General features: G+C 52.7%; 19 protein-coding genes, 2 tRNA genes and 3 rRNA genes. 19 read left to right on the top strand and 5 right to left on the bottom strand.

The features are described from left to right. Positions 1-52: 52 nt before the first annotated feature. Genes tatA through tatD form a run of 4 tightly spaced genes read left to right on the top strand, consistent with a single transcriptional unit; the run spans position 53 to position 2,477 of the window. Complete coding sequence (tatA, locus tag HVZ39_RS24310) at positions 53-307, top strand: Sec-independent protein translocase subunit TatA (protein ID WP_003017888.1); 255 nt, start codon at positions 53-55, stop codon at positions 305-307. A gap of 3 nt (positions 308-310) precedes the next feature. Next, positions 311-859 (top strand): Sec-independent protein translocase protein TatB, encoded by a 549-nt coding sequence (gene tatB, locus HVZ39_RS24305; RefSeq protein ID WP_047358742.1) that lies wholly within the window; start codon positions 311-313, stop codon positions 857-859. Between the two features lie 2 nt (positions 860-861). Continuing rightward, positions 862-1,653, top strand: coding sequence for a Sec-independent protein translocase subunit TatC (gene tatC / locus HVZ39_RS24300; RefSeq protein WP_016155142.1), 792 nt, complete (start codon positions 862-864; stop codon positions 1,651-1,653). Between the two features lie 41 nt (positions 1,654-1,694). Next, positions 1,695-2,477 (top strand): 3'-5' ssDNA/RNA exonuclease TatD, encoded by a 783-nt coding sequence (tatD, locus tag HVZ39_RS24295; protein ID WP_181633062.1) that lies wholly within the window; start codon positions 1,695-1,697, stop codon positions 2,475-2,477. 5 nt (positions 2,478-2,482) lie between these two features. Here tatD and rfaH read toward each other — a convergent pair whose 3' ends face one another. Further along, the gene (gene rfaH / locus HVZ39_RS24290; RefSeq protein ID WP_047358740.1) at positions 2,483-2,971 is read right to left on the bottom strand and encodes a transcription/translation regulatory transformer protein RfaH; all 489 of its coding nucleotides are present in this window, start codon (positions 2,969-2,971) and stop codon (positions 2,483-2,485) included. 204 nt (positions 2,972-3,175) lie between these two features. Between rfaH and ubiD the strand changes: the two genes are divergently transcribed. The 4 genes from ubiD to HVZ39_RS24270 all read left to right on the top strand — a co-directional run bounded on the left by ubiD (position 3,176) and on the right by HVZ39_RS24270 (position 7,547). Next, the gene (gene ubiD, locus HVZ39_RS24285) at positions 3,176-4,669 is read left to right on the top strand and encodes a 4-hydroxy-3-polyprenylbenzoate decarboxylase (protein WP_016155145.1); all 1,494 of its coding nucleotides are present in this window, start codon (positions 3,176-3,178) and stop codon (positions 4,667-4,669) included. A 40-nt stretch (positions 4,670-4,709) separates the two neighbouring features. Then, positions 4,710-5,411 carry an NAD(P)H-flavin reductase gene (fre, locus tag HVZ39_RS24280; protein ID WP_003828903.1) on the top strand — a complete coding sequence of 234 codons (702 nt, stop codon included), beginning with the start codon at positions 4,710-4,712 and terminating at the stop codon, positions 5,409-5,411. A gap of 233 nt (positions 5,412-5,644) precedes the next feature. Then, positions 5,645-6,559, top strand: coding sequence for an ROK family protein (locus tag HVZ39_RS24275; RefSeq protein ID WP_181633061.1), 915 nt, complete (start codon positions 5,645-5,647; stop codon positions 6,557-6,559). Positions 6,560-6,566: 7 nt separating this feature from the next. Continuing rightward, positions 6,567-7,547 (top strand): LacI family DNA-binding transcriptional regulator, encoded by a 981-nt coding sequence (locus tag HVZ39_RS24270; RefSeq protein WP_016155147.1) that lies wholly within the window; start codon positions 6,567-6,569, stop codon positions 7,545-7,547. Positions 7,548-7,760: 213 nt separating this feature from the next. On the opposite strand, the gene fadA is transcribed toward HVZ39_RS24270, so the two are convergent. Then, the gene (fadA, locus tag HVZ39_RS24265; RefSeq protein ID WP_181633060.1) at positions 7,761-8,924 is read right to left on the bottom strand and encodes an acetyl-CoA C-acyltransferase FadA; all 1,164 of its coding nucleotides are present in this window, start codon (positions 8,922-8,924) and stop codon (positions 7,761-7,763) included. 9 nt (positions 8,925-8,933) lie between these two features. Continuing rightward, positions 8,934-11,123 carry a fatty acid oxidation complex subunit alpha FadB gene (gene fadB / locus HVZ39_RS24260; protein WP_181633059.1) on the bottom strand — a complete coding sequence of 730 codons (2,190 nt, stop codon included), beginning with the start codon at positions 11,121-11,123 and terminating at the stop codon, positions 8,934-8,936. A 189-nt stretch (positions 11,124-11,312) separates the two neighbouring features. On the opposite strand from fadB, the gene pepQ reads away from it, so the two are divergent. The 9 genes from pepQ to rrf all read left to right on the top strand — a co-directional run bounded on the left by pepQ (position 11,313) and on the right by rrf (position 20,855). Then, complete coding sequence (pepQ, locus tag HVZ39_RS24255) at positions 11,313-12,644, top strand: Xaa-Pro dipeptidase (RefSeq protein WP_016155150.1); 1,332 nt, start codon at positions 11,313-11,315, stop codon at positions 12,642-12,644. Continuing rightward, positions 12,644-13,258, top strand: coding sequence for an IMPACT family protein (locus HVZ39_RS24250; RefSeq protein ID WP_181633058.1), 615 nt, complete (start codon positions 12,644-12,646; stop codon positions 13,256-13,258). Before pepQ ends, HVZ39_RS24250 begins: the two co-directional genes overlap by 1 nt. A gap of 38 nt (positions 13,259-13,296) precedes the next feature. After that, on the top strand, positions 13,297-14,748 hold the full coding sequence (gene trkH / locus HVZ39_RS24245) for a Trk system potassium transporter TrkH (RefSeq protein WP_003017848.1): 1,452 nt from the start codon (positions 13,297-13,299) through the stop codon (positions 14,746-14,748). Between the two features lie 11 nt (positions 14,749-14,759). Further along, positions 14,760-15,305: a menaquinone-dependent protoporphyrinogen IX dehydrogenase gene (hemG, locus tag HVZ39_RS24240; protein WP_016155152.1), complete on the top strand. Its 546-nt coding sequence runs from the start codon at positions 14,760-14,762 to the stop codon at positions 15,303-15,305. 351 nt (positions 15,306-15,656) lie between these two features. After that, positions 15,657-17,198, top strand: a 16S ribosomal RNA gene (locus HVZ39_RS24235). Positions 17,199-17,269: 71 nt separating this feature from the next. After that, a tRNA-Ile gene (locus tag HVZ39_RS24230) sits at positions 17,270-17,346 on the top strand. 108 nt (positions 17,347-17,454) lie between these two features. After that, positions 17,455-17,530, top strand: a tRNA-Ala gene (locus HVZ39_RS24225). Positions 17,531-17,738: 208 nt separating this feature from the next. Continuing rightward, positions 17,739-20,645, top strand: a 23S ribosomal RNA gene (locus HVZ39_RS24220). A gap of 94 nt (positions 20,646-20,739) precedes the next feature. Next, positions 20,740-20,855: ribosomal RNA gene (rrf, locus tag HVZ39_RS24215) — 5S ribosomal RNA — on the top strand. Together the 16S, 23S and 5S rRNA genes with 2 tRNA genes alongside form the textbook arrangement of a ribosomal RNA operon. A 121-nt stretch (positions 20,856-20,976) precedes the next feature. Here rrf and mobB read toward each other — a convergent pair. Then, complete coding sequence (gene mobB / locus HVZ39_RS24210; RefSeq protein WP_181633057.1) at positions 20,977-21,495, bottom strand: molybdopterin-guanine dinucleotide biosynthesis protein MobB; 519 nt, start codon at positions 21,493-21,495, stop codon at positions 20,977-20,979. Next, positions 21,477-22,061 (bottom strand): molybdenum cofactor guanylyltransferase MobA, encoded by a 585-nt coding sequence (mobA, locus tag HVZ39_RS24205; protein WP_016157861.1) that lies wholly within the window; start codon positions 22,059-22,061, stop codon positions 21,477-21,479. The genes mobB and mobA overlap by 19 nt, the downstream gene beginning before the upstream one ends. A 69-nt stretch (positions 22,062-22,130) precedes the next feature. Here mobA and HVZ39_RS24200 point away from each other — a divergent pair, with 69 nt between their 5' ends. Continuing rightward, entirely contained in the window at positions 22,131-22,400 is a 270-nt protein-coding gene (locus HVZ39_RS24200; protein ID WP_003028616.1) for a YihD family protein, read from the top strand. 76 nt (positions 22,401-22,476) lie between these two features. Next, the gene (locus HVZ39_RS24195) at positions 22,477-23,463 is read left to right on the top strand and encodes a serine/threonine protein kinase (RefSeq protein ID WP_016155155.1); all 987 of its coding nucleotides are present in this window, start codon (positions 22,477-22,479) and stop codon (positions 23,461-23,463) included. Positions 23,464-23,468: the final 5 nt, after the last annotated feature.

The following is a 23,468-nucleotide window of genomic DNA, read 5'->3' as shown; positions in this document are numbered from 1 at the left end:
GTAACGTATACTACGGCCTTATTAATTCATCATCTATGACAGAGGAACATGTATGGGTGGTATCAGTATTTGGCAGTTGTTGATCATTGCCGTCATCGTTGTACTGCTATTTGGCACCAAGAAACTCGGCTCCATCGGTTCCGATCTTGGCGCGTCGATTAAAGGCTTCAAAAAAGCAATGGGTGATGATGAGCCAAAGCAAGATAAAACCAGCCAGGACGCTGATTTTACTGCTAAATCCATTACCGATAAGCAGGGCGAAGTGAAAAAAGAAGACGCCAAAAGCCAAGATAAAGAGCAGGTATAATCCGTGTTTGATATCGGTTTTAGCGAACTGTTATTGGTGTTCGTGATCGGCCTCATCGTCCTGGGGCCGCAACGTTTACCTGTAGCGGTAAAAACGGTTGCTGGTTGGGTTCGTGCTTTGCGTTCCCTGGCAACTACTGTTCAGAATGAACTGACCCAGGAGCTTAAGCTTCAGGAGTTTCAGGACAGCCTGAAGAAAGTAGAGAAAGCGAGCCTGACAAATCTGACCCCGGAGTTGAAAGCCTCAATGGATGAGCTGCGTGAAGCGGCAGAGTCGATGAAGCGTTCTTACAGTGTGCACGATCCTGAGAAAGAGAGCGATGAAGCGCACACTATCCATAATCCGGTGGTAAAAGAAGCTGAAGCGCAGCGAGAAGGGGTCACCCCTGCTGCCGCTGAAAACCAGGCCAGTTCGCCGGAGCAAAAACCGGAATCCACGGGTGCTAAAACGCCAGAGCCAACGGAAAACACTTCCGCTACGTTAATGGATGCAGAAAAGAAAGCTGTCGCACCTGTTGTCGAATCCTCCCCCTCGTCGAGTGATAAACCGTAAACATGGCTGTAGAAGATACCCAACCGCTCATCACGCATCTTATTGAGCTGCGTAAGCGACTCCTGAACTGCATCATTGCGGTAATCGTGATCTTTCTGGCGTTGGTTTACTTTGCCAACGACATTTACCATATGGTCGCGGCACCGTTGATTAAACAGATGCCGCAGGGTGCAACAATGATCGCCACCGATGTGGCTTCGCCGTTCTTTACCCCAATCAAGTTGACCTTCATGGTATCGCTGATCCTGTCAGCGCCAGTGATCCTCTACCAGGTGTGGGCATTTATAGCGCCAGCGTTGTATAAACATGAACGCCGTCTGGTTGTTCCGCTGCTGGTCTCCAGTTCGTTGTTGTTCTACATCGGCATGGCATTCGCCTATTTTGTTGTCTTCCCGTTAGCGTTTGGTTTTCTGGCCAACACGGCTCCGCAAGGCGTGCAGGTATCAACGGACATTGCCAGCTATCTCAGCTTTGTAATGGCGCTATTTATGGCTTTCGGTGTCTCTTTTGAGGTGCCTGTCGCCATCGTGCTGCTATGCTGGATGGGCATTACGACGCCAGATGATTTACGCAAAAAACGTCCTTATGTTGTGGTGGGTGCTTTTGTCGTCGGGATGCTACTGACTCCGCCAGATGTCTTCTCGCAAACGTTGTTGGCGATACCGATGTACTGCCTGTTCGAGGTGGGTGTTTTCTTCTCTCGTTTCTATGTCGGTAAGCGACGTACGCGGGATGAGGACAACGAGGCTGAAGAAGCAAAAGAAGCCGAAGCCACCGAGAAAACTGAAGAATAAATTCAACCGCCCGCCAGGGCGGTTGTCATATGGGAGGAAGCATGTTTGATATTGGCGTTAATTTAACCAGTTCACAATTTGCGAAAGACCGGGATGAGGTCGTGGCGCGCGCCTTTGCTGCGGGCGTAAACGGTATGCTTCTGACCGGCACAAACCTTCACGAAAGCCAGCAGGCGTTAAAGCTGGCGCAGCATTATCCGCAGTGCTGGTCCACGGCTGGCGTGCACCCGCATGACAGCAGCCAATGGCAATCCTCAACGGAAGACGAGATTATCACGCTGGCAAACCAGTCGAAGGTAGTCGCTATTGGTGAGTGCGGCCTGGATTTCAATCGCAATTTCTCCACGCAGCAGGAGCAGGAACGTGCTTTTGAAGCGCAACTGCGCATTGCTGCTGAACTGCAGATGCCGATTTTCATGCATTGTCGGGATGCGCATGCGCGTTTTCTGACGTTGCTGGAGCCGTGGCTGGACAGCCTCCCAGGCGCGGTGCTGCACTGTTTCACCGGTTCGCGCCAGGAGATGCAGGACTGCGTGGACCGAGGGCTTTATATCGGTATCACCGGGTGGGTCTGTGATGAACGCCGGGGGATGGAACTGCGGGAGCTGCTGCCGTTTATTCCGGTGGAAAGACTGCTGATAGAAACCGATGCACCTTATCTACTCCCTCGCGACTTAACGCCTAAACCGACGTCACGTCGCAATGAACCGGCGCACCTGCCGCATATTCTTGAGCGAATTGCTCACTGGCGTGGGGAAGACCCTCAATGGCTGTCAGCAACCATTGATGCCAACGTCAGAACGCTGTTCGAAGTGACCTTCTAAACGACTTATATTTTTCGAAAACCGGTATTTTTCACGCTCTGCTTAATCTCTTTATTCAAGAGGTTAAGCAGCAGCATGGAACGCGCTTCGCCATCCGGTTCGGTGAAGATCGCTTTCAGTCCCTCAAACGCCCCTTCAGTAATAATCACGCTGTCCCCTGGCTGAGGGGTTTGCGGGTCAACAATACCTTCAGGCTTGTAGATAGAAAGCTGGTGAATTACGGGGGATGGGACGGTCGCAGGCGTCGCTCCAAAACGAACGAAATGGCTGACACCACGCGTGGCGTTGATCGTGGTGGTGTGGATCACTTCCGGGTCGAACTCGACAAACATGTAATTAGGGAATAGTGGTTCACTGACTGTGGTACGTTTACCGCGCACCATTTTTTCCAGGGTGATCATAGGCGTCAGGCAGTTCACCGCCTGTCTTTCCAGGTGTTCCTGGGCTCGCTGAAGTTGCCCACGTTTGCAGTACAGTAAATACCAGGATTGCATAATAACTCTTATTCGCTTGTTCTGAGCGCTAGCATAGCAAAAGCCATGAGTTAAGTTAATTATACCCGCCTCAAAGCAGGCTGAAACCCAACGGGTATATACTCCCAGGGCTTATATGTATCGCCAGAGTTCACGCTAATTTAACAAAAATACAGCATCACAATGATGAACGCCGTATAATGAAGCGCTTACGAAGAGGCCACAATGGACGCCATGAAATATCACGATTTACGCGACTTCCTGACGCTGCTTGAACAGCAGGGCGAGCTCAAACGCATTTCGCTTGAGGTGGATCCCCACCTGGAAATTACTGAAATTGCCGATCGCACCCTGCGTGCTGGTGGGCCTGCGTTACTGTTTGAGAATCCTAAAGGCTATTCAATGCCGGTGCTGTGTAACCTGTTTGGCACACCGAAGCGTGTTGCGATGGGGATGGGGCAGGAAGATGTCTCGGCACTACGGGAAGTCGGTAAACTGTTGGCGTTTTTGAAAGAGCCGGAGCCACCGAAAGGATTCCGCGATCTGTTTGATAAGCTGCCGCAGTTTAAGCAGGTGCTAAACATGCCGACTAAGCGGTTGCGCGGTGCGCCTTGTCAGCAAAAAATCTACTCCGGTGATGACGTCGATTTAAACCGTATTCCGATTATGACCTGTTGGCCGGAAGATGCCGCACCGCTGATTACCTGGGGGCTAACCGTAACGCGTGGTCCGCATAAAGAGCGGCAGAATCTGGGCATTTATCGCCAGCAGCTGATTGGCAAAAACAAGCTTATTATGCGCTGGCTGTCCCACCGCGGCGGCGCGCTCGATTACCAGGAGTGGTGTGCGGCGCATCCTGGCGAACGCTTCCCGGTTTCGGTGGCGTTGGGGGCAGATCCTGCGACCATTCTGGGGGCCGTGACGCCCGTCCCTGATACATTATCCGAGTACGCATTTGCCGGGCTGTTACGTGGCACCAAAACCGAAGTGGTCAAATGTATTTCCAACGATCTGGAAGTGCCCGCCAGTGCTGAAATCGTGCTGGAAGGGTATATCGAACCGGGTGAGCTGGCCCCGGAAGGACCGTATGGCGATCATACCGGCTACTACAACGAAGTAGATAGCTTTCCGGTCTTTACCGTCACGCACATTACCCAGCGTGAAGAGGCGATTTATCACTCTACTTATACCGGACGTCCGCCTGATGAGCCCGCGGTGCTTGGCGTGGCGCTGAACGAAGTTTTCGTTCCTATTCTGCAAAAGCAGTTCCCGGAAATCGTCGATTTTTACCTGCCTCCGGAAGGCTGTTCATATCGTCTGGCCGTGGTGACGATGAAAAAACAGTACGCTGGTCATGCCAAACGCGTCATGATGGGTGTTTGGTCGTTTTTGCGCCAGTTTATGTACACCAAATTTGTTATTGTCTGCGATGATGATGTCAATGCACGCGACTGGAATGATGTGATTTGGGCAATTACTACCCGTATGGACCCGGCTCGGGATACGGTACTGGTAGAGAATACGCCAATTGATTACCTGGACTTTGCCTCGCCGGTTTCCGGCCTGGGTTCAAAAATGGGGCTGGATGCCACAAATAAATGGCCGGGCGAAACCCAACGCGAATGGGGACGCCCGATTAAAAAAGATCCTGAAGTAACTGCGCGTATTGACGCAATTTGGGATGAACTGGCCATCTTTAATGACGGCAAAAGCGCCTGAGGCGCGATCGTTTTGCCTATTGATCCGACAGAGAGAGCGCATGACAACCTTAAGCTGTAAAGTGACCTCGGTAGAAGCTATCACTGATACCGTATATCGCGTTCGTTTAGTGCCAGACGCGGCGTTTTCCTTTCGTGCTGGCCAGTATTTAATGGTCGTGATGGACGAAAGGGATAAGCGTCCGTTCTCCATGGCATCCACGCCGGACGAGCAAGGATTCATTGAGCTGCACGTTGGCGCCTCTGAGCTAAATCTTTATGCCATGGCTGTGATGGACCGCATTCTGAAAGACCGGGAAATCAAGGTCGACATTCCGCATGGCGAAGCCTGGCTGCGTGATGAAGACGAGCGCCCGCTGATCCTGATTGCCGGTGGTACAGGGTTCTCTTACGTGCGTTCCATTCTGCTTACTGCGCTGGCGCGTAATCCAAACCGCGATATCACCATTTACTGGGGTGGGCGTGAAGAGAAGCATCTCTACGATCTCTCCGAACTGGAAGCGTTGTCTGTTAATCACCCGAATCTGCGCGTTGAGCCAGTGGTGGAACAGCCAGAAGACGGCTGGCGTGGTCGTACGGGAACCGTGTTAACGGCGGTATTGCAGGATTACGGTACCCTGGCGGAGCACGATATCTACATTGCCGGTCGTTTTGAAATGGCCAAAATCGCGCGCGATCTGTTCTGTAATGAACGCAGTGCGCGTGAAGATCGCCTGTTTGGCGACGCTTTCGCGTTCATTTAAGCGCTGTGCGCCGGAGCCCTTCCGGCGCATCCATCAATCATCTGTCTTCCAACTAGCAGGGCGCAGGCCCGGCGTCATTGCCTCTCTTTCTCATCATAATTATTTTTTAGTAAACATAATATGTCCGTCACTCAAACATAAATTGAGTTTTTGTGACAGCTCTCCATGTGTTTAGTAAACAAAATAGGCAAGCTAAACCGCATCACATTGTGAGAGGCAAATGAGGAAAAACCATGAGGCTCGGACTGGATATCGGCGGGACTAAAATCGAAGCGGTGGTGATTGATAACGTGGGTGAAATTGTTTACCGCGAACGATGTGCGACACCAAAGCAGCGTTACGGTGATTTTTTCCAGGCCGTGACGGAGATGATAGCCAGGGCTATGCAGGCCATTAATCAGCCTTTATCGGTTGGCGTCGGGGTGCCAGGTGCGGTGGATAGCGAAGGTTTGATTAAGAATTCCAACATTCTGGTGCTGAATCAGCAGGCCTTTGCGCAAGATCTCGAGCGTGCATTAGGAATGCCAGTGCCCGTTACCAATGATGCCAACTGCTTTACCCTGTCAGAAGCGATGGACGGTAGTGGGCGTGGGCATAGCGTGGTATTTGGCGTGATCCTCGGTACCGGATGCGGCGGTGGTCTGTGCATCGAGAACCGGTTGATCTCCGGCCCTAACGCCTGTGCCGGAGAGTGGGGGCATAATGCCTTGCCGCGCTACCACGGATCTCGGGACGGGGCTGAAGTGACATGCTATTGCGGACAGTTGAACTGTATTGAGAGCTTTATTTCCGGTAGTGGCCTGGAGCGCCAGTATATGAATCACACCGCGCAACATATGGGTGTGCCACAAATTATGCAACGGGTAGCATCGGGTGATGCAGACGCCTGTTTGTTGTGGGAACGCTATTGCGATCAACTGGCTCGCGCGCTGGCGAGTGTGGTGAATATGCTCGATCCCGATGTTATCGTGCTGGGGGGCGGGGTATCCAATATCGATTTACTGTACTCAGGCTTACAGGCGCGAGTGGCGCAGTACGTGTTTGGTAAACAGTGCCGCACACCGATCGTTCAGGCCCGCCACGGCGACAGCAGCGGCGTACGCGGCGCAGCCTGGCTGGGGGCACAACAAGCCACAGTAAATCCATGAGACTGAAATGACGAAACCTGTACGTATCAGAGACATTGCCGACGCTTGTGGCGTCTCGGTTGGCGCTGTTTCCCGCGCGCTAAAAGGGCAACCGGGGCTGCGGGAAGAGACCCGACAGCGCATTATTTCAGTGGCGCAGCAGCAGGGTTATGATTTTTCACGCCTGCGCGCAGACAAAATCAAACGTGTCCTGTTTTTACTGCATCGCCAGCACAATATCAGCCGGGCTTTACCGTTTTACTCTCAACTGCTGCTGGGGATAGAAGATCTGTGTCGCGAAAAGGGGGTTGCGCTGAGCTTTCTCTCTATAGGTCCAGGCGATGCAGTGAGTGAGCAGGTGATGCTGCACCAGCCTGATGCGCTGATCTGCGCGGGATTTTTTGAACCTGAGTTGCTTGGGCTGCTACAACAGATGAAATTGCCGCTGGTGCTGGTGGATCTCTGGGCGCCAGGACTGCCTTGCGTGAATCCTGACAATACTCTGGGCGGCTATCTGGCCACGCAACATCTGATTGCGCAAGGCCGCAGCCGCATTGCTTTTCTTGCCAGTACGCTTGCGCACTACAGCATCCGTCAGCGTGAAAAGGGCTACCGTCAGGCATTGTATGAAGCCCGTTTGCTAATGCCGCCAGAGTATGACGTCGTTGCGCCGCCGCTGCTGGATACCGAGCAATCTCTGGTGGATGCGGTTAATGAGCTACTCAGACTGCCAGAGCCGCCCGATGCCATTTTTGCCTATAACGACGCGGCAGCGATGGTTGTTCAGCAGGTGTGTGCGCAGCAGGGTATACGTATCCCGGAAGATCTTGCGCTGGTGGGGTTTGATGATATCGATGCTGCGGCCTGGTCACATCCGCCGCTGACTACCATTGCGGTTGATAAAAAACAGCTGGGGCGTGAAGCGCTGCGTTTACTGCTGGAAGAAAATCAGGAAGAGAATCTGCTGCTGCCGGTGCAGTTAGTGGTGCGTGGTAGTTCAGGGAAATAAAAAACCCGCCCCTGACAGGCGGGAAGAACGGCAACTAAACTTTCTCTCTTCGCCATTGGCACCATAACTGTGTTGGCTTCGCTCATTCACCCGAATCACTTACTATACGTAAGCTCATCGGGATTCATTCGCTTGCCGCCTTGTTCTGGCACCAATGGCTTTGAGATAACATTTCGTAGGCCGGGCAAGCGAAGCGCCCCCGGCATGCTTTGATTAAACTCGCTCAAATACCGTTGCGATACCCTGACCTAACCCGATACACATCGTCGCCAGACCAAACTGCACGTCTTTGCGTTCCATCAGGTTGAGCAGGGTGGTGCTGATACGCGCCCCAGAACAGCCCAGCGGGTGACCCAAGGCGATCGCCCCGCCGTTGAGGTTGATCTTCTCATCGATCTGCTCCATCAGCCCCAGATCTTTAATACACGGCAGGATCTGAGCGGCAAAGGCTTCGTTCATCTCAAACAAGCCGATGTCGCTGGTGGAGAGCCCCGCTTTTTTCAGCGCCAGCTTTGAGGCCGGAACCGGGCCGTAACCCATGATTGACGGATCGCAGCCGACAACAGCCATCGAACGAATACGGGCACGCGGCGTCAGACCCAGTTGACGGGCGCGGCTTTCGCTCATTACTAGCATCGCCGCTGCGCCGTCGGAGAGTGCAGAAGAGGTACCGGCAGTCACCGTTCCGTTAACCGGATCGAACGCCGGGCGCAGGGTGGAGAGCGCTTCAACGGTCGTTTCCGGACGGATAACCTCATCGTAGTTAAACTGCTTCAGCACGCCGTTGGCATCATGACCGCCGGTCGGGATGATTTCGTTTTTAAAAGCGCCAGACTGTGTTGCAGCCCAGGCGCGAGCGTGTGAACGTGCGGCGAAAGCGTCCTGCATTTCACGGCTGATGCCGTGCATGCGGGAGAGCATTTCCGCAGTCAGGCCCATCATCCCTGCGGCTTTCGCCACGTTGCGGCTCATACCCGGGTGGAAATCAACGCCGTGGCTCATTGGCACATGGCCCATATGCTCAACGCCGCCAATCAGGCACGCCTGAGCATCACCAGTCATGATCATGCGTGCCGCATCGTGCAGCGCCTGCATGGACGAACCGCACAGGCGATTGACCGTGACGGCCGGAACGGAGTGCGGAACTTCCGCTAGCAGCGCAGCATTACGGGCGATATTGAAACCCTGCTCCAGCGTTTGTTGCACACAGCCCCAGTAAATGTCATCAAGCGCGGTTGGCTCCAGCGCCGGATTACGCGCCAGCAGGCTACGCATTAAATGTGCAGAGAGATCTTCTGCCCGCACGTTCCGAAACGCGCCCCCTTTCGAACGGCCCATCGGGGTACGGATCGCATCAACAATTACAACCTGTTCCATTGTGACTCCTTAAGCCGTTTTCAGGCTGCCAACCGGGCGGGCTGGCTCAACCTGGGGATAATACGGTTCGTTATGGCGCGCTTTATCACGCAGACCGGCCGGAACTTCATACAGCGGACCAAGGTGCTGATACTGCTGAGCCATATCGAGATACTTCGCGCTGCCGAGCGTATCCAGCCAGCGGAACGCACCGCCGTGGAACGGAGGGAAGCCCAGACCGTATACCAGCGCCATATCGGCTTCTGCCGGGCTGGCGATAATGCCTTCTTCCAGGCAACGCACTACTTCGTTGACCATAGGGATCATCATGCGGGCGATAATCTCTTCATCGCTGAAGTCGCGTTTCGGCTGGCTGACCTCTGCCAGCAGATCGTCAACGGTGGCATCTTCTTCTTTCTTCGGCTTGCCCTTGTTGTCTTCTTTATAACGCCAGAATCCGAGACCGTTTTTCTGCCCGAAACGGTTAGCATCAAACAGGGCGTCTATCGCATCGCGATAATCTTTCTGCATACGCTGAGGGAAGCCTGCGGACATCACCGCCTGCGCGTGGTGCGCGGTATCAATACCTACCACGTCCAGCAGATAAGCCGGGCCCATCGGCCAACCAAACTGTTTTTCCATCACTTTGTCGACTTTGCGGAAATCCGCCCCGTCGCGCAGCAGCTGACTGAAACCGGCAAAATAGGGGAACAGCACGCGGTTAACGAAGAAACCAGGGCAGTCATTAACCACAATCGGCGTTTTGCCCATCTGGCTTGCCCAGGCGACAACCTTAGCGATGGTTTCATCCGAGCTTTTCTCGCCGCGAATGATCTCAACCAGCGGCATACGGTGCACCGGGTTAAAGAAGTGCATCCCACAGAAGTTTTCCGGACGCTTAAGCGCGCTGGCCAGTTCGTTGATTGGGATGGTGGAAGTATTCGAAGCCAGTACGGTGTCCGGGCGAACCTGATCTTCGGTTTCCGCCAGTACCGCTTTTTTCACTTTTGGGTTTTCTACGACCGCTTCAACTACCACGTCCACGCGTTCGAAACCGCTATAGTCGAGGGTGGGGTGAATGGTGGAAATAACGCCCGCCATTTTCAGACCGTCAATTTTGCCGCGCTCAAGCTGTTTGTTCAGTAGCTTGGCCGCTTCGGTCATACCCAGCGTTAATGATTTGTCGTTGATATCTTTCATGACAACCGGCACGCCTTTCCAGGCCGACTGGTAAGCTATGCCGCCGCCCATAATGCCTGCGCCCAGCACAGCAGCTTGCTTTGGCGCTTCAACATTTTTGGTGAGCTTTTTGGCTTTGGCTTTCACGAACTGATCGTTAAGGAAAATTCCAACCAGTGCGCGGGCTTCATTGGTGTGCGCCAGTGGAACAAAGCTTTTATTTTCCAGATTCAGCGCTTCTTCACGACCAAAACGGGCCGCTGCTTCAATGGTTTTTACCGCGGTAATCGGTGCGGGATAATGCTTACCTGCCGTCTGCGCCACCATACCTTTGGCGATGGTAAAGCTCATTGCCGCTTCAATTTTGCTGAGTTTCAACGGCTCCAGCTTCGGCTGACGTTTGGCTTTCCAGTCGAGGTCGCCGTTAATCGCCTGATGTAATACCGCGATCGCGCCATCAAGCAGTTTGTCTTGCTTCACTACGCCATCGACCAGACCGATTTTTAGCGCCTGCTCAGCACCCACATCTTTACCCGCAGCAATAATTTCCAGCGCGCTGTCCGCACCCAGCATACGTGGCATACGCACGGAGCCGCCAAAGCCTGGCATAATGCCCAGCTTGGTTTCTGGCAGGCCGATGCGCAGGTCCGGCGTAGCCAGACGATAATCGGTCGCCAGGACACACTCACAGCCGCCGCCCAGCGCATAGCCGTTAACTGCTGAGAGAGTCGGAACAGGCAGATCTTCCAGGCGATTAAAGACGCTGTTGGCAAAATGCAGCCACTGGCTCAGTTGCTCTTCAGGCACGAGGAACAGTGAAAGGAATTCGGTGATGTCGGCACCAACAATAAAGGCTGCTTTGTTAGAACGCAGCAGCAGCCCTTTTAAATTCGGTTGTTTTTCCAGCACGTCAAGCGCATGGCCCAGGCTGGCAACGGTGGCCGTGTCGAGTTTATTGACTGAGCCTGGGGCATCGAACACCAGTTCGGCGATGCCATCTTCCAGCCAGTCGAGGTACAGGGTGTCGCCTTTGTAAAGCATGTCAGTCTCCTGAATCCGCAAGGTGATCTGGTCATACCAGATGAATCGAAGTGTGTGTTTTATGTTAATAAAATGCAAATGAATGATTAAAGAAATGACGATTTGATCACGCTCGGCAGAAATCACGCACTCGCAAAACGATGTGCTAAGATGCGGACACTTGAGGTCAAAAAAACAGAAGGATAGAAAATGGAATCACTGGCCGCACTCTATAAAAATCATATCGTTACCCTACAAGAACGGACGCGCGACGCGCTGGAGCGCTTCAAGCTGGATGCGTTACTTATTCACTCAGGAGAACTTGTTAACGTCTTTCTCGACGATCATCCCTACCCGTTTAAGGTCAATCCGCAATTCAAAGCCTGGGTGCCTGTAACGCAGGTTCCTAACTGCTGGTTGCTGGTGGATGGCGTGAATAAGCCGAAATTGTGGTTCTACCTGCCGGTCGATTACTGGCACAACGTTGAGCCGCTGCCGACCTCCTTCTGGACGGAAGAAATTGAGATCATCGCGCTGCCAAAAGCTGATGGTATCGGTAGCCAACTGCCTGCTGCTCGCGGCAATATCGGTTACATCGGTCCGGTTCCGGAACGCGCGCTGCAGCTGGACATCGCGGCCAGTAATATCAACCCGAAAGGGGTTATCGACTACCTGCATTATTATCGTGCTTACAAAACAGATTACGAACTGGCCTGTATGCGCGAAGCACAGAAAATGGCGGTGAATGGACACCGTGCCGCGGAAGAAGCGTTCCGTTCCGGGATGAGCGAGTTTGACATCAACCTCGCTTACCTGACTGCTACCGGTCATCGCGACACCGACGTGCCGTACAGCAACATTGTTGCGCTTAACGAGCATGCTTCGGTTCTGCATTACACCAGGCTGGATCATCAGGCTCCGTCTGAAATCCGCAGTTTCCTGCTGGACGCCGGTGCGGAATACAACGGCTATGCAGCAGACCTGACGCGTACGTGGTCGGCGAAAAGCGACAACGACTATGCGCATCTGGTGAAGGATGTGAATGACGAGCAACTGGCGCTGATTGCCACTATGAAAGCGGGCACCAGCTACGTGGATTATCACATTCAGTTCCATCAGCGCATCGCGAAGCTGCTGCGTAAGCATCAAATCATCACCGATATGAGTGAAGAGGCGATGGTGGAAAACGATCTTACCGGGCCGTTTATGCCGCATGGCATTGGTCACCCGCTGGGCCTGCAGGTACACGATGTCGCTGGCTTTATGCAAGATGACAGCGGTACGCATCTGGCCGCACCGTCGAAGTATCCTTACCTGCGTTGCACCCGCGTGCTGCAACCGGGCATGGTCCTGACCATCGAACCGGGCATCTACTTCATTGAATCGCTGTTGGCGCCGTGGCGTGAAGGGCAGTTCAGCAAACACTTCAACTGGCAGAAAATTGAAGCCCTGAAACCGTTCGGCGGTATTCGTATTGAAGACAACGTGGTGGTCCACGAGAACAATATCGAAAACATGACACGGGATTTAAAACTGGCGTAATGGACAGTTGGTTAATCCCTGCGGCGCCGGTAATCGTCGTTGAAGAGATCAAAAAAAGCCGCTTCATTACGCTGCTCGCCCATACGGACGGCGTAGAAGCGGCGAAAGCGTTTGTTGAGTCAGTCAAAATGGAACACCCGGACGCCCGCCACCATTGTGTGGCGTGGGTGGCGGGCGCGCCCAATGACTCGCAACAGCTGGGATTTTCAGACGATGGCGAACCGGCAGGTACGGCAGGCAAACCGATGCTCGCGCAGCTGATGGGGAGTGGCATCGGTGAGATTACCGCGGTGGTGGTGCGCTACTACGGCGGTATCCTTCTGGGTACGGGTGGGCTAGTGAAAGCCTACGGTGGCGGCGTGAATCAGGCGTTGCGTCAGTTAACGACGCAGCGCAAGACGCCATTAACCGAATATACTTTGCAGTGTGAGTACGGTCAGCTGGCAGGCATTGAAGCTTTGCTGGGGCAGTTTGACGGTAAAGTTGTTGCCAGTGATTACCAGGCTTTTGTTCGGCTCAGGGTGGCGCTTCCTTATGCCAAAGTGGATGAATTTTCGGCAAAACTGGCGGATTTTAGTCGTGGTTCATTGCAATTGTTAGCGATTGAAGAATAATCCCCACCTCATTTTAAAGAACTAAGGAAGCGGCAGAGATGCATTTTCGCGCCATCACCCGAATCGTTGGACTACTGGTCATCTTATTCTCGGGGACAATGATTATCCCCGGACTGGTAGCGCTCATCTACCGCGATGGGGCAGGGCGTGCGTTTACTCAAACTTTCTTCGTTGCTCTGGCGATCGGCTCCATGCTGTGGTGGCCAAACCGTAAAGAGAAGGGCGAGCTGAAATCGCGCGAAGGGTTTCTGATTGTCGTTTTGTTCTGGACCGTGCTGGGTAGCGTGGGTGCGCTACCCTTCATCTTTGCGGAAAGCCCTAACCTTACGATAACCGACGCTTTTTTTGAATCCTTCTCCGGATTAACCACCACGGGTGCGACAACGCTGGTGGGGCTGGATTCATTGCCACACGCTATCCTCTTTTATCGACAGATGCTGCAATGGTTCGGTGGGATGGGGATCATCGTACTGGCGGTGGCTATTCTGCCTATTCTTGGCGTCGGCGGGATGCAGCTCTACCGGGCAGAAATGCCGGGCCCGCTGAAAGATAACAAAATGCGTCCGCGTATTGCCGAAACGGCGAAAACGCTGTGGCTTATCTATGTATTACTGACGGTGGCGTGTGCGCTGGCGCTATGGTTTGCCGGGATGCCCGCGTTTGACGCTATTGGGCACAGCTTTGCTACGATAGCCATCGGCGGCTTTTCCACACACGATGCCAGCGTGGGGTATTTCGACAGTCCCACGATTAACACCATTATTGCTATCTTCTTGCTGATCTCCGGTTGTAACTATGGTCTGCACTTCTCTTTACTCAGCGGTCGCAGCCTGAAGGTCTACTGGCGCGATCCAGAATTCCGCATGTTCATTGGGGTGCAGCTGACGCTGGTGGCTGTCTGTACGCTGGTGCTGTGGATACACAATACCTACGGTTCGGCACTCACGACCATCAACCAGGCTTTTTTTCAGGTGGTATCGATGGCGACGACCGCCGGATTTACTACGGACAGTATTGCCCGCTGGCCGCTGTTCCTGCCGGTGCTGTTGCTATGTTCTGCTTTTATTGGTGGCTGTGCCGGGTCGACGGGCGGTGGCTTGAAGGTGATTCGAATCCTGTTGCTGTTTAAGCAGGGTAACCGCGAATTGAAACGACTGGTCCACCCGAATGCGGTTTACAGTATCAAGCTGGGTAACCGTGCTTTGCCGGAGCGAATCCTTGAAGCTGTGTGGGGGTTCTTCTCTGCCTATGCGCTGGTCTTTATTATCAGTATGCTGGCGATTATTGCGACCGGTGTTGATGACTTCTCCGCGTTTGCCTCTGTTGTGGCGACGCTGAATAACCTGGGGCCAGGGCTGGGGGTTGTTGCCGACAACTTTGCCAGTATGAACCCCGTGGCGAAGTGGATCCTGATTGCCAATATGCTGTTTGGTCGTCTGGAGGTCTTTACCCTGCTGGTACTCTTTACCCCTACCTTCTGGCGTGAATAATGGAGTAACACGTGAAAACACTGATTCTTTTTTCTTCCCGGGACGGACAAACGCGTGAAATCGCCGAGTATCTGGCTTCTGAACTCAAAGAGCTGGGCGTTTGGGCGGATGTCGTTAATTTGCATCGTACCGCGGAGCCTGACTGGCAAAATTATGACAGCGTGGTGATTGGCGCCTCGATTCGCTATGGTCATTACCATGCAGCTTTTCAGGAGTTTGTGAAAAAGCATGCCACGCGGCTGAACGCGATGCCGAGTGCCTTCTACTCCGTAAACCTGGTTGCCCGTAAACCGGAGAAACGGACGCCGCAAACTAACAGCTATGCGCGTAAGTTCCTGATGAGTTCGCCGTGGCGGCCTGATCGCAGTGCGGTTATTGCTGGCGCTTTGCTGTATCCACGCTATCGCTGGTATGACCGCGTTATGATCCAACTGATAATGAAGATGTCAGGCGGTGAAACAGATACCAATAAAGAAGTGGTGTATACCGATTGGGAGCAGGTCGCGGATTTCGCGCGGGAAATAGCCCAATTAACCCACAAAACGTTGTCAAAATAAGCACAAAGAATAAAAAATACGCACTCGGAAGATTATTTTAAATTTCCCCTTGTCAGCCTGAAATAACTCCCTATAATGCGCCTCCACTGACACGGAACAACGGATTACAAACCGCCGGGTCAGCGGAGAAAAGCGAAAATAAACGCTTGACTCTCCAGCGGGATGGCGTAATATGCACACCCCGCGCCGCTGAGAAAAAGCGAAGCGGCACTGCTCTTTAACAATTTATCAGACAATCTGTGTGGGCACTCGAAGATACGGATTCTTAACGTCGCAAGACGAAAAATGAATACCAAGTCTCTGAGTGAACACGTAATTCATTACGAAGTTTAATTCACGAGCATCAAACTTAAATTGAAGAGTTTGATCATGGCTCAGATTGAACGCTGGCGGCAGGCCTAACACATGCAAGTCGAACGGTAGCACAGAGGAGCTTGCTCCTTGGGTGACGAGTGGCGGACGGGTGAGTAATGTCTGGGAAACTGCCCGATGGAGGGGGATAACTACTGGAAACGGTAGCTAATACCGCATAACGTCGCAAGACCAAAGAGGGGGACCTTCGGGCCTCTTGCCATCGGATGTGCCCAGATGGGATTAGCTAGTAGGTGGGGTAACGGCTCACCTAGGCGACGATCCCTAGCTGGTCTGAGAGGATGACCAGCCACACTGGAACTGAGACACGGTCCAGACTCCTACGGGAGGCAGCAGTGGGGAATATTGCACAATGGGCGCAAGCCTGATGCAGCCATGCCGCGTGTATGAAGAAGGCCTTCGGGTTGTAAAGTACTTTCAGCGAGGAGGAAGGTGTTGTGGTTAATAACCGCAGCAATTGACGTTACTCGCAGAAGAAGCACCGGCTAACTCCGTGCCAGCAGCCGCGGTAATACGGAGGGTGCAAGCGTTAATCGGAATTACTGGGCGTAAAGCGCACGCAGGCGGTCTGTCAAGTCGGATGTGAAATCCCCGGGCTCAACCTGGGAACTGCATCCGAAACTGGCAGGCTAGAGTCTTGTAGAGGGGGGTAGAATTCCAGGTGTAGCGGTGAAATGCGTAGAGATCTGGAGGAATACCGGTGGCGAAGGCGGCCCCCTGGACAAAGACTGACGCTCAGGTGCGAAAGCGTGGGGAGCAAACAGGATTAGATACCCTGGTAGTCCACGCCGTAAACGATGTCGACTTGGAGGTTGTGCCCTTGAGGCGTGGCTTCCGGAGCTAACGCGTTAAGTCGACCGCCTGGGGAGTACGGCCGCAAGGTTAAAACTCAAATGAATTGACGGGGGCCCGCACAAGCGGTGGAGCATGTGGTTTAATTCGATGCAACGCGAAGAACCTTACCTACTCTTGACATCCAGAGAACTTAGCAGAGATGCTTTGGTGCCTTCGGGAACTCTGAGACAGGTGCTGCATGGCTGTCGTCAGCTCGTGTTGTGAAATGTTGGGTTAAGTCCCGCAACGAGCGCAACCCTTATCCTTTGTTGCCAGCGATTCGGTCGGGAACTCAAAGGAGACTGCCAGTGATAAACTGGAGGAAGGTGGGGATGACGTCAAGTCATCATGGCCCTTACGAGTAGGGCTACACACGTGCTACAATGGCATATACAAAGAGAAGCGACCTCGCGAGAGCAAGCGGACCTCATAAAGTATGTCGTAGTCCGGATTGGAGTCTGCAACTCGACTCCATGAAGTCGGAATCGCTAGTAATCGTGGATCAGAATGCCACGGTGAATACGTTCCCGGGCCTTGTACACACCGCCCGTCACACCATGGGAGTGGGTTGCAAAAGAAGTAGGTAGCTTAACCTTCGGGAGGGCGCTTACCACTTTGTGATTCATGACTGGGGTGAAGTCGTAACAAGGTAACCGTAGGGGAACCTGCGGTTGGATCACCTCCTTACCTTAAAGAAACGTTCTTTGTAGTGCTCACACAGATTGTCTGATGAAAATTAGCAGTAAGAAAATCTCTGCAGGCTTGTAGCTCAGGTGGTTAGAGCGCACCCCTGATAAGGGTGAGGTCGGTGGTTCAAGTCCACTCAGGCCTACCAAATTCGCCTCCGTGCTGTGTTACGGCGATGCTCGCATACTTCAGTATGCTTCGCACCACCGCGCCTTGCCCGGAAACGAATTAGGGTACAGAGATTAGCATTTACGATGGGGTTATAGCTCAGCTGGGAGAGCGCCTGCCTTGCACGCAGGAGGTCTGCGGTTCGATCCCGCATAGCTCCACCATCCTTTACTGCAAAAACACAAGAAAACTTCAGAGTGTACCTGAAAAGGTTCACTGCGAAGTTTTGCTCTTTAAAAATCTGGATCAAGCTGAAAATTGAAACGACACACTGTTTCATTTCTCCGTAAACAAGAAATGAAAAGCGGTGTGTTCGAGTCTCTCAAATTTTCGCAACACTGAAGTGTTTTACGAAACATCTTCGGGTTGTGAGGTTAAGCGACTAAGCGTACACGGTGGATGCCCTGGCAGTCAGAGGCGATGAAGGACGTGCTAATCTGCGATAAGCGTCGGTAAGGTGATATGAACCGTTATAACCGGCGATTTCCGAATGGGGAAACCCAGTGTGATTCGTCACACTATCATTGCGTGAATACATAGCGTAATGAAGCGAACCGGGGGAACTGAAACATCTAAGTACCCCGAGGAAAAGAAATCAACCGAGATTCCCCCAGTAGCGGCGAGCGAACGGGGAGCAGCCCAGAGTCTGAATCAGCATGTGTGGTAGTGGAACGGTCTGGAAAGTCCGACGGTACAGGGTGATAGTCCCGTACACAAAAGTGCATGTGTTGTGAACTCGAAGAGTAGGGCGGGACACGTGGTATCCTGTCTGAATATGGGGGGACCATCCTCCAAGGCTAAATACTCCTGACTGACCGATAGTGAACCAGTACCGTGAGGGAAAGGCGAAAAGAACCCCGGCGAGGGGAGTGAAAAAGAACCTGAAACCGTGTACGTACAAGCAGTGGGAGCCTCTTTATGGGGTGACTGCGTACCTTTTGTATAATGGGTCAGCGACTTATATTCTGTAGCAAGGTTAACCGAATAGGGGAGCCGAAGGGAAACCGAGTCTTAACTGGGCGTTAAGTTGCAGGGTATAGACCCGAAACCCGGTGATCTAGCCATGGGCAGGTTGAAGGTTGGGTAACACTAACTGGAGGACCGAACCGACTAATGTTGAAAAATTAGCGGATGACTTGTGGCTGGGGGTGAAAGGCCAATCAAACCGGGAGATAGCTGGTTCTCCCCGAAAGCTATTTAGGTAGCGCCTCGTGAACTCATCTTCGGGGGTAGAGCACTGTTTCGGCTAGGGGGTCATCCCGACTTACCAACCCGATGCAAACTGCGAATACCGAAGAATGTTATCACGGGAGACACACGGCGGGTGCTAACGTCCGTCGTGAAGAGGGAAACAACCCAGACCGCCAGCTAAGGTCCCAAAGTCATGGTTAAGTGGGAAACGATGTGGGAAGGCACAGACAGCCAGGATGTTGGCTTAGAAGCAGCCATCATTTAAAGAAAGCGTAATAGCTCACTGGTCGAGTCGGCCTGCGCGGAAGATGTAACGGGGCTAAACCATGCACCGAAGCTGCGGCAGCGACACTATGTGTTGTTGGGTAGGGGAGCGTTCTGTAAGCCGTTGAAGGTGTGCTGTGAGGCATGCTGGAGGTATCAGAAGTGCGAATGCTGACATAAGTAACGATAATGCGGGTGAAAAACCCGCACGCCGGAAGACCAAGGGTTCCTGTCCAACGTTAATCGGGGCAGGGTGAGTCGACCCCTAAGGCGAGGCCGAAAGGCGTAGTCGATGGGAAACAGGTTAATATTCCTGTACTTGGTGTTACTGCGAAGGGGGGACGGAGAAGGCTATGTTAGCCGGGCGACGGTTGTCCCGGTTTAAGCATGTAGGCGGAGATTCCAGGTAAATCCGGAGTCTTGTTAACGCTGAGGTGTGATGACGAGGCACTACGGTGCTGAAGTAACAAATGCCCTGCTTCCAGGAAAAGCCTCTAAGCATCAGGTAACACAAAATCGTACCCCAAACCGACACAGGTGGTCAGGTAGAGAATACCAAGGCGCTTGAGAGAACTCGGGTGAAGGAACTAGGCAAAATGGTGCCGTAACTTCGGGAGAAGGCACGCTGATATGTAGGTGAAGTGATTTACTCATGGAGCTGAAATCAGTCGAAGATACCAGCTGGCTGCAACTGTTTATTAAAAACACAGCACTGTGCAAACACGAAAGTGGACGTATACGGTGTGACGCCTGCCCGGTGCCGGAAGGTTAATTGATGGGGTTATCCGTAAGGAGAAGCTCTTGATCGAAGCCCCGGTAAACGGCGGCCGTAACTATAACGGTCCTAAGGTAGCGAAATTCCTTGTCGGGTAAGTTCCGACCTGCACGAATGGCGTAATGATGGCCAGGCTGTCTCCACCCGAGACTCAGTGAAATTGAACTCGCTGTGAAGATGCAGTGTACCCGCGGCAAGACGGAAAGACCCCGTGAACCTTTACTATAGCTTGACACTGAACACTGGTCCTTGATGTGTAGGATAGGTGGGAGGCTTTGAAGTGTGGACGCCAGTCTGCATGGAGCCAACCTTGAAATACCACCCTTTAATGGCTGGTGTTCTAACGTAGACCCGTGATCCGGGTTGCGGACAGTGTCTGGTGGGTAGTTTGACTGGGGCGGTCTCCTCCTAAAGAGTAACGGAGGAGCACGAAGGTTAGCTAATCCTGGTCGGACATCAGGAGGTTAGTGCAAAGGCATAAGCTAGCTTGACTGCGAGAGTGACGGCTCGAGCAGGTGCGAAAGCAGGTCTTAGTGATCCGGTGGTTCTGAATGGAAGGGCCATCGCTCAACGGATAAAAGGTACTCCGGGGATAACAGGCTGATACCGCCCAAGAGTTCATATCGACGGCGGTGTTTGGCACCTCGATGTCGGCTCATCACATCCTGGGGCTGAAGTAGGTCCCAAGGGTATGGCTGTTCGCCATTTAAAGTGGTACGCGAGCTGGGTTTAGAACGTCGTGAGACAGTTCGGTCCCTATCTGCCGTGGGCGCTGGAGAATTGAGGGGGGCTGCTCCTAGTACGAGAGGACCGGAGTGGACGCATCACTGGTGTTCGGGTTGTCATGCCAATGGCATTGCCCGGTAGCTAAATGCGGAAGAGATAAGTGCTGAAAGCATCTAAGCACGAAACTTGCCCCGAGATGAGTTCTCCCTGACCCTTTAAGGGTCCTGAAGGAACGTTGAAGACGACGACGTTGATAGGTCGGGTGTGTAAGCGTAGCGATACGTTGAGCTAACCGATACTAATGAACCGTGAGGCTTAACCTTACAACGCCGAAGGTGTTTTGGCGAAAGAGACATCATTTTCAGTTTGATACAGATTGCATCGACATGCGAAAAGCGTGTTGATAAACAGAATTTGCCTGGCGGCTGTAGCGCGGTGGTCCCACCTGACCCCATGCCGAACTCAGAAGTGAAACGCCGTAGCGCCGATGGTAGTGTGGGGTCTCCCCATGCGAGAGTAGGGAACTGCCAGGCATCAAATAAGTGAAGAAGCCCATCCTGCCGGATGGGCTTTTTTGCGTCTGAAGGGAGTGAAAACTGCCGGATGTGGCCTTCCGCCTTATCCGGCCTACAAAGGCGTATCACGACACAGCAGCTATCTTCTTATCCATTGCGTAACAAAATCGGCAACTTGCTGTATATTGTTGATATCTAACAATGGAACATCCACCGCAAGCGGAATATCACTGGCAACCGCGATAACATAGTTGTCTATCGCCAGGTCCTCTGGACTGTGCCCGCAACCGTCGCGAAAAAGAACGATCTTAGCAACAGGTTCATGCTTAAAGCCCTCAACCAACACCATATCCAGTGTAGAAGCATCCATCCTGCTTACCAGGTACGCTAAATCCAGTTCAGGCTCTTCCGGGGTTTCTACCATTAATGCCCAACGCTGCTGGCTGGCGACCAGGGTTTGCGCTGCACCGGCTTTGCGTAGCTCAAAGCTATCTTTGCCGGGCTTATCAACATCCATATTGTGATGAGTATGCTTAATCAATCCGGGACGAATGCCTCTGGCACGTAGCTCCGGGATCAATTTTTTAAGCAGCGTAGTTTTTCCCGTTCCGCTCCATGCTGCTATAGCGAGTAATGGGATCATGATTTGTCCTGCCATTTTGCAAGTTCTTCAGGGGTGTTCACGTTCACGAACGCATCTTTATGATCGCTGAAATCGACAGCATGACCGCCAGCCTGGCGCATAAAGACCATGACGCGTCTTTCACCGGACTGAAGATAATCCTGTAGCAAGGGTTGCATGGTGCGGTGCATTAGCGCAATGGTCGGATGATCTCTTTCGCCATCATGCACCCAGACAACTGGTGCAGCTTTGCGCTGCTCCTTCAAACGTTTGACCAGATCGTGAGGAATATAGGGCATATCGCACGGGCAGAACAGAAACCACTCCCCCGCTTGCTGCAGGAATACCGATAGCATCCCGGCCAGTGGGCCAGGGAAATCGGCCAATGAATCAGGGATAACTTTCAGGCCGCTTTGTTGGTAAATATCCCGGTGGCGATTGGCATTAACCACCACGGTTTCGACCTGTAAAGCGAGGGTATCGGCTACGTGCCGCCAAAGAGGTTTACCGTCCAGCTCAAGCAGACCTTTATCGGTTCCGCCCATCCGTCTGGCCTTACCGCCTGCCAGCACAACCCCTGTTATTGCACTATCCAGAATCACTGATATCGCCTCTTTTAATGTGGGATTGACCCTGCTAACGTATCTGTATTGAGCCTAAGGAGCACAACCATGAAATGTAAACGTCTGAATGAAGTTATTGAACTCCTCCAGCCGGCCTGGCAGAAGGAACCCGATCTTAACCTGATGCAATTTTTACAGAAACTGGCGCAAGAGTCAGGTTTTGACGGCGAACTGGCGGATTTAACTGATGACATTCTGATCTATCACCTGAAAATGCGTGACTCGGCGAAAGACGCCGTCATCCCAGGTATTCAGAAAGATTATGAGGAAGATTTTAAAACCGCACTACTCCGCGCACGTGGCGTAATTAAAGAGTAAAAGCTTGTAATCGCCACCACCGAAAGCACTGCGAAATGATATCCTGAATCATTCGTAGTATTTTCCGGATGATGGGATGAACGACAACGCTTTTAATTTCCAGACGCTACACCCGGATACCATCATGGATGCACTGTTTGAGCAGGGGATCCGGGTGGACTCCGGGCTTACCCCGCTTAACAGCTATGAAAACCGTGTCTATCAATTCCAGGACGAAGACCGTCGACGCTTTGTCGTTAAGTTTTATCGCCCTGAACGTTGGTCTGTCGAGCAGATCCAGGAAGAGCACCAGTTTGCTCTGGAACTGGTAAGCGATGAAGTCCCGGTAGCTGCACCGCTGGTACTAAGCGGCCAAACGCTGTTAAGCCATCAGGGTTTCCATTATGCGATCTTCCCCAGCGTCGGCGGGCGGCAGTTTGAGGCCGACAATATCGATCAGATGGAGGCGGTGGGGCGCTATCTGGGGCGTATGCATCAGACCGGATGCAAGCGTACTTTTGCCTTTCGCCCGACGATTGGCCTTGAAGAATACCTGACTGAGCCGCGTAAGCTTTTTGAACACGCACAGTTGATCCCATCAGGGCAAAAAGCGGCTTTCCTGAAGGCAACGGATGCGCTTATCGCGGTCGTTACCGAACGCTGGCATGCACGTTTTACCACGTTACGTCTGCACGGTGATTGTCATGCCGGTAATATTCTGTGGCGCGATGGTCCGATGTTTGTCGATTTAGATGATGCCCGCAATGGCCCGGCTGTTCAGGATTTATGGATGCTCCTCAATGGCGATAAAGCTGAACAACGCATGCAGCTTGAAACCATTATCGAGGCTTATGAAGAGTTTAGTGAGTTCGACACCTCTGAAATCGGACTGATAGAACCTTTACGCGCTATGCGTTTAGTTTATTATCTTGCCTGGCTAATTCGACGTTGGGCTGACCCTGCGTTTCCAAAAAACTTCCCGTGGTTAACCGGGGAAGATTACTGGCATCGTCAGACCGCGACCTTTATTGAGCAGGCGAAAATTCTGCAAGAGCCCCCCTTACAATTAACGCCAATGTATTAATCGGA

This window comes from Citrobacter sp. RHB35-C21 (assembly GCF_013816515.1).
Taxonomy (GTDB): Bacteria; Pseudomonadota; Gammaproteobacteria; order Enterobacterales; family Enterobacteriaceae; genus Citrobacter; species Citrobacter braakii.
Note: the sequence above shows the minus strand (reverse complement) of the source record. Positions and strands in the feature narration are given on the sequence as shown.

Excerpts from the sequence above, each read along its gene's own strand:
- tatA (WP_003017888.1), top strand. The coding sequence starts at position 53 with ATGGGTGGTATCAGTATTTGGCAGTTGTTGATCATTGCCGTCATCGTT.
- tatC (WP_016155142.1), top strand. The coding sequence starts at position 862 with ATGGCTGTAGAAGATACCCAACCGCTCATCACGCATCTTATTGAGCTG.
- tatD (WP_181633062.1), top strand. The coding sequence starts at position 1,695 with ATGTTTGATATTGGCGTTAATTTAACCAGTTCACAATTTGCGAAAGAC.
- rfaH (WP_047358740.1), bottom strand. The coding sequence starts at position 2,971 with ATGCAATCCTGGTATTTACTGTACTGCAAACGTGGGCAACTTCAGCGA.
- ubiD (WP_016155145.1), top strand. The coding sequence starts at position 3,176 with ATGGACGCCATGAAATATCACGATTTACGCGACTTCCTGACGCTGCTT.
- fre (WP_003828903.1), top strand. The coding sequence starts at position 4,710 with ATGACAACCTTAAGCTGTAAAGTGACCTCGGTAGAAGCTATCACTGAT.
- HVZ39_RS24275 (WP_181633061.1), top strand. The coding sequence starts at position 5,645 with ATGAGGCTCGGACTGGATATCGGCGGGACTAAAATCGAAGCGGTGGTG.
- HVZ39_RS24270 (WP_016155147.1), top strand. The coding sequence starts at position 6,567 with ATGACGAAACCTGTACGTATCAGAGACATTGCCGACGCTTGTGGCGTC.
- fadA (WP_181633060.1), bottom strand. The coding sequence starts at position 8,924 with ATGGAACAGGTTGTAATTGTTGATGCGATCCGTACCCCGATGGGCCGT.
- fadB (WP_181633059.1), bottom strand. The coding sequence starts at position 11,123 with ATGCTTTACAAAGGCGACACCCTGTACCTCGACTGGCTGGAAGATGGC.
- pepQ (WP_016155150.1), top strand. The coding sequence starts at position 11,313 with ATGGAATCACTGGCCGCACTCTATAAAAATCATATCGTTACCCTACAA.
- HVZ39_RS24250 (WP_181633058.1), top strand. The coding sequence starts at position 12,644 with ATGGACAGTTGGTTAATCCCTGCGGCGCCGGTAATCGTCGTTGAAGAG.
- trkH (WP_003017848.1), top strand. The coding sequence starts at position 13,297 with ATGCATTTTCGCGCCATCACCCGAATCGTTGGACTACTGGTCATCTTA.
- mobB (WP_181633057.1), bottom strand. The coding sequence starts at position 21,495 with ATGGCAGGACAAATCATGATCCCATTACTCGCTATAGCAGCATGGAGC.
- HVZ39_RS24200 (WP_003028616.1), top strand. The coding sequence starts at position 22,131 with ATGAAATGTAAACGTCTGAATGAAGTTATTGAACTCCTCCAGCCGGCC.
- HVZ39_RS24195 (WP_016155155.1), top strand. The coding sequence starts at position 22,477 with ATGAACGACAACGCTTTTAATTTCCAGACGCTACACCCGGATACCATC.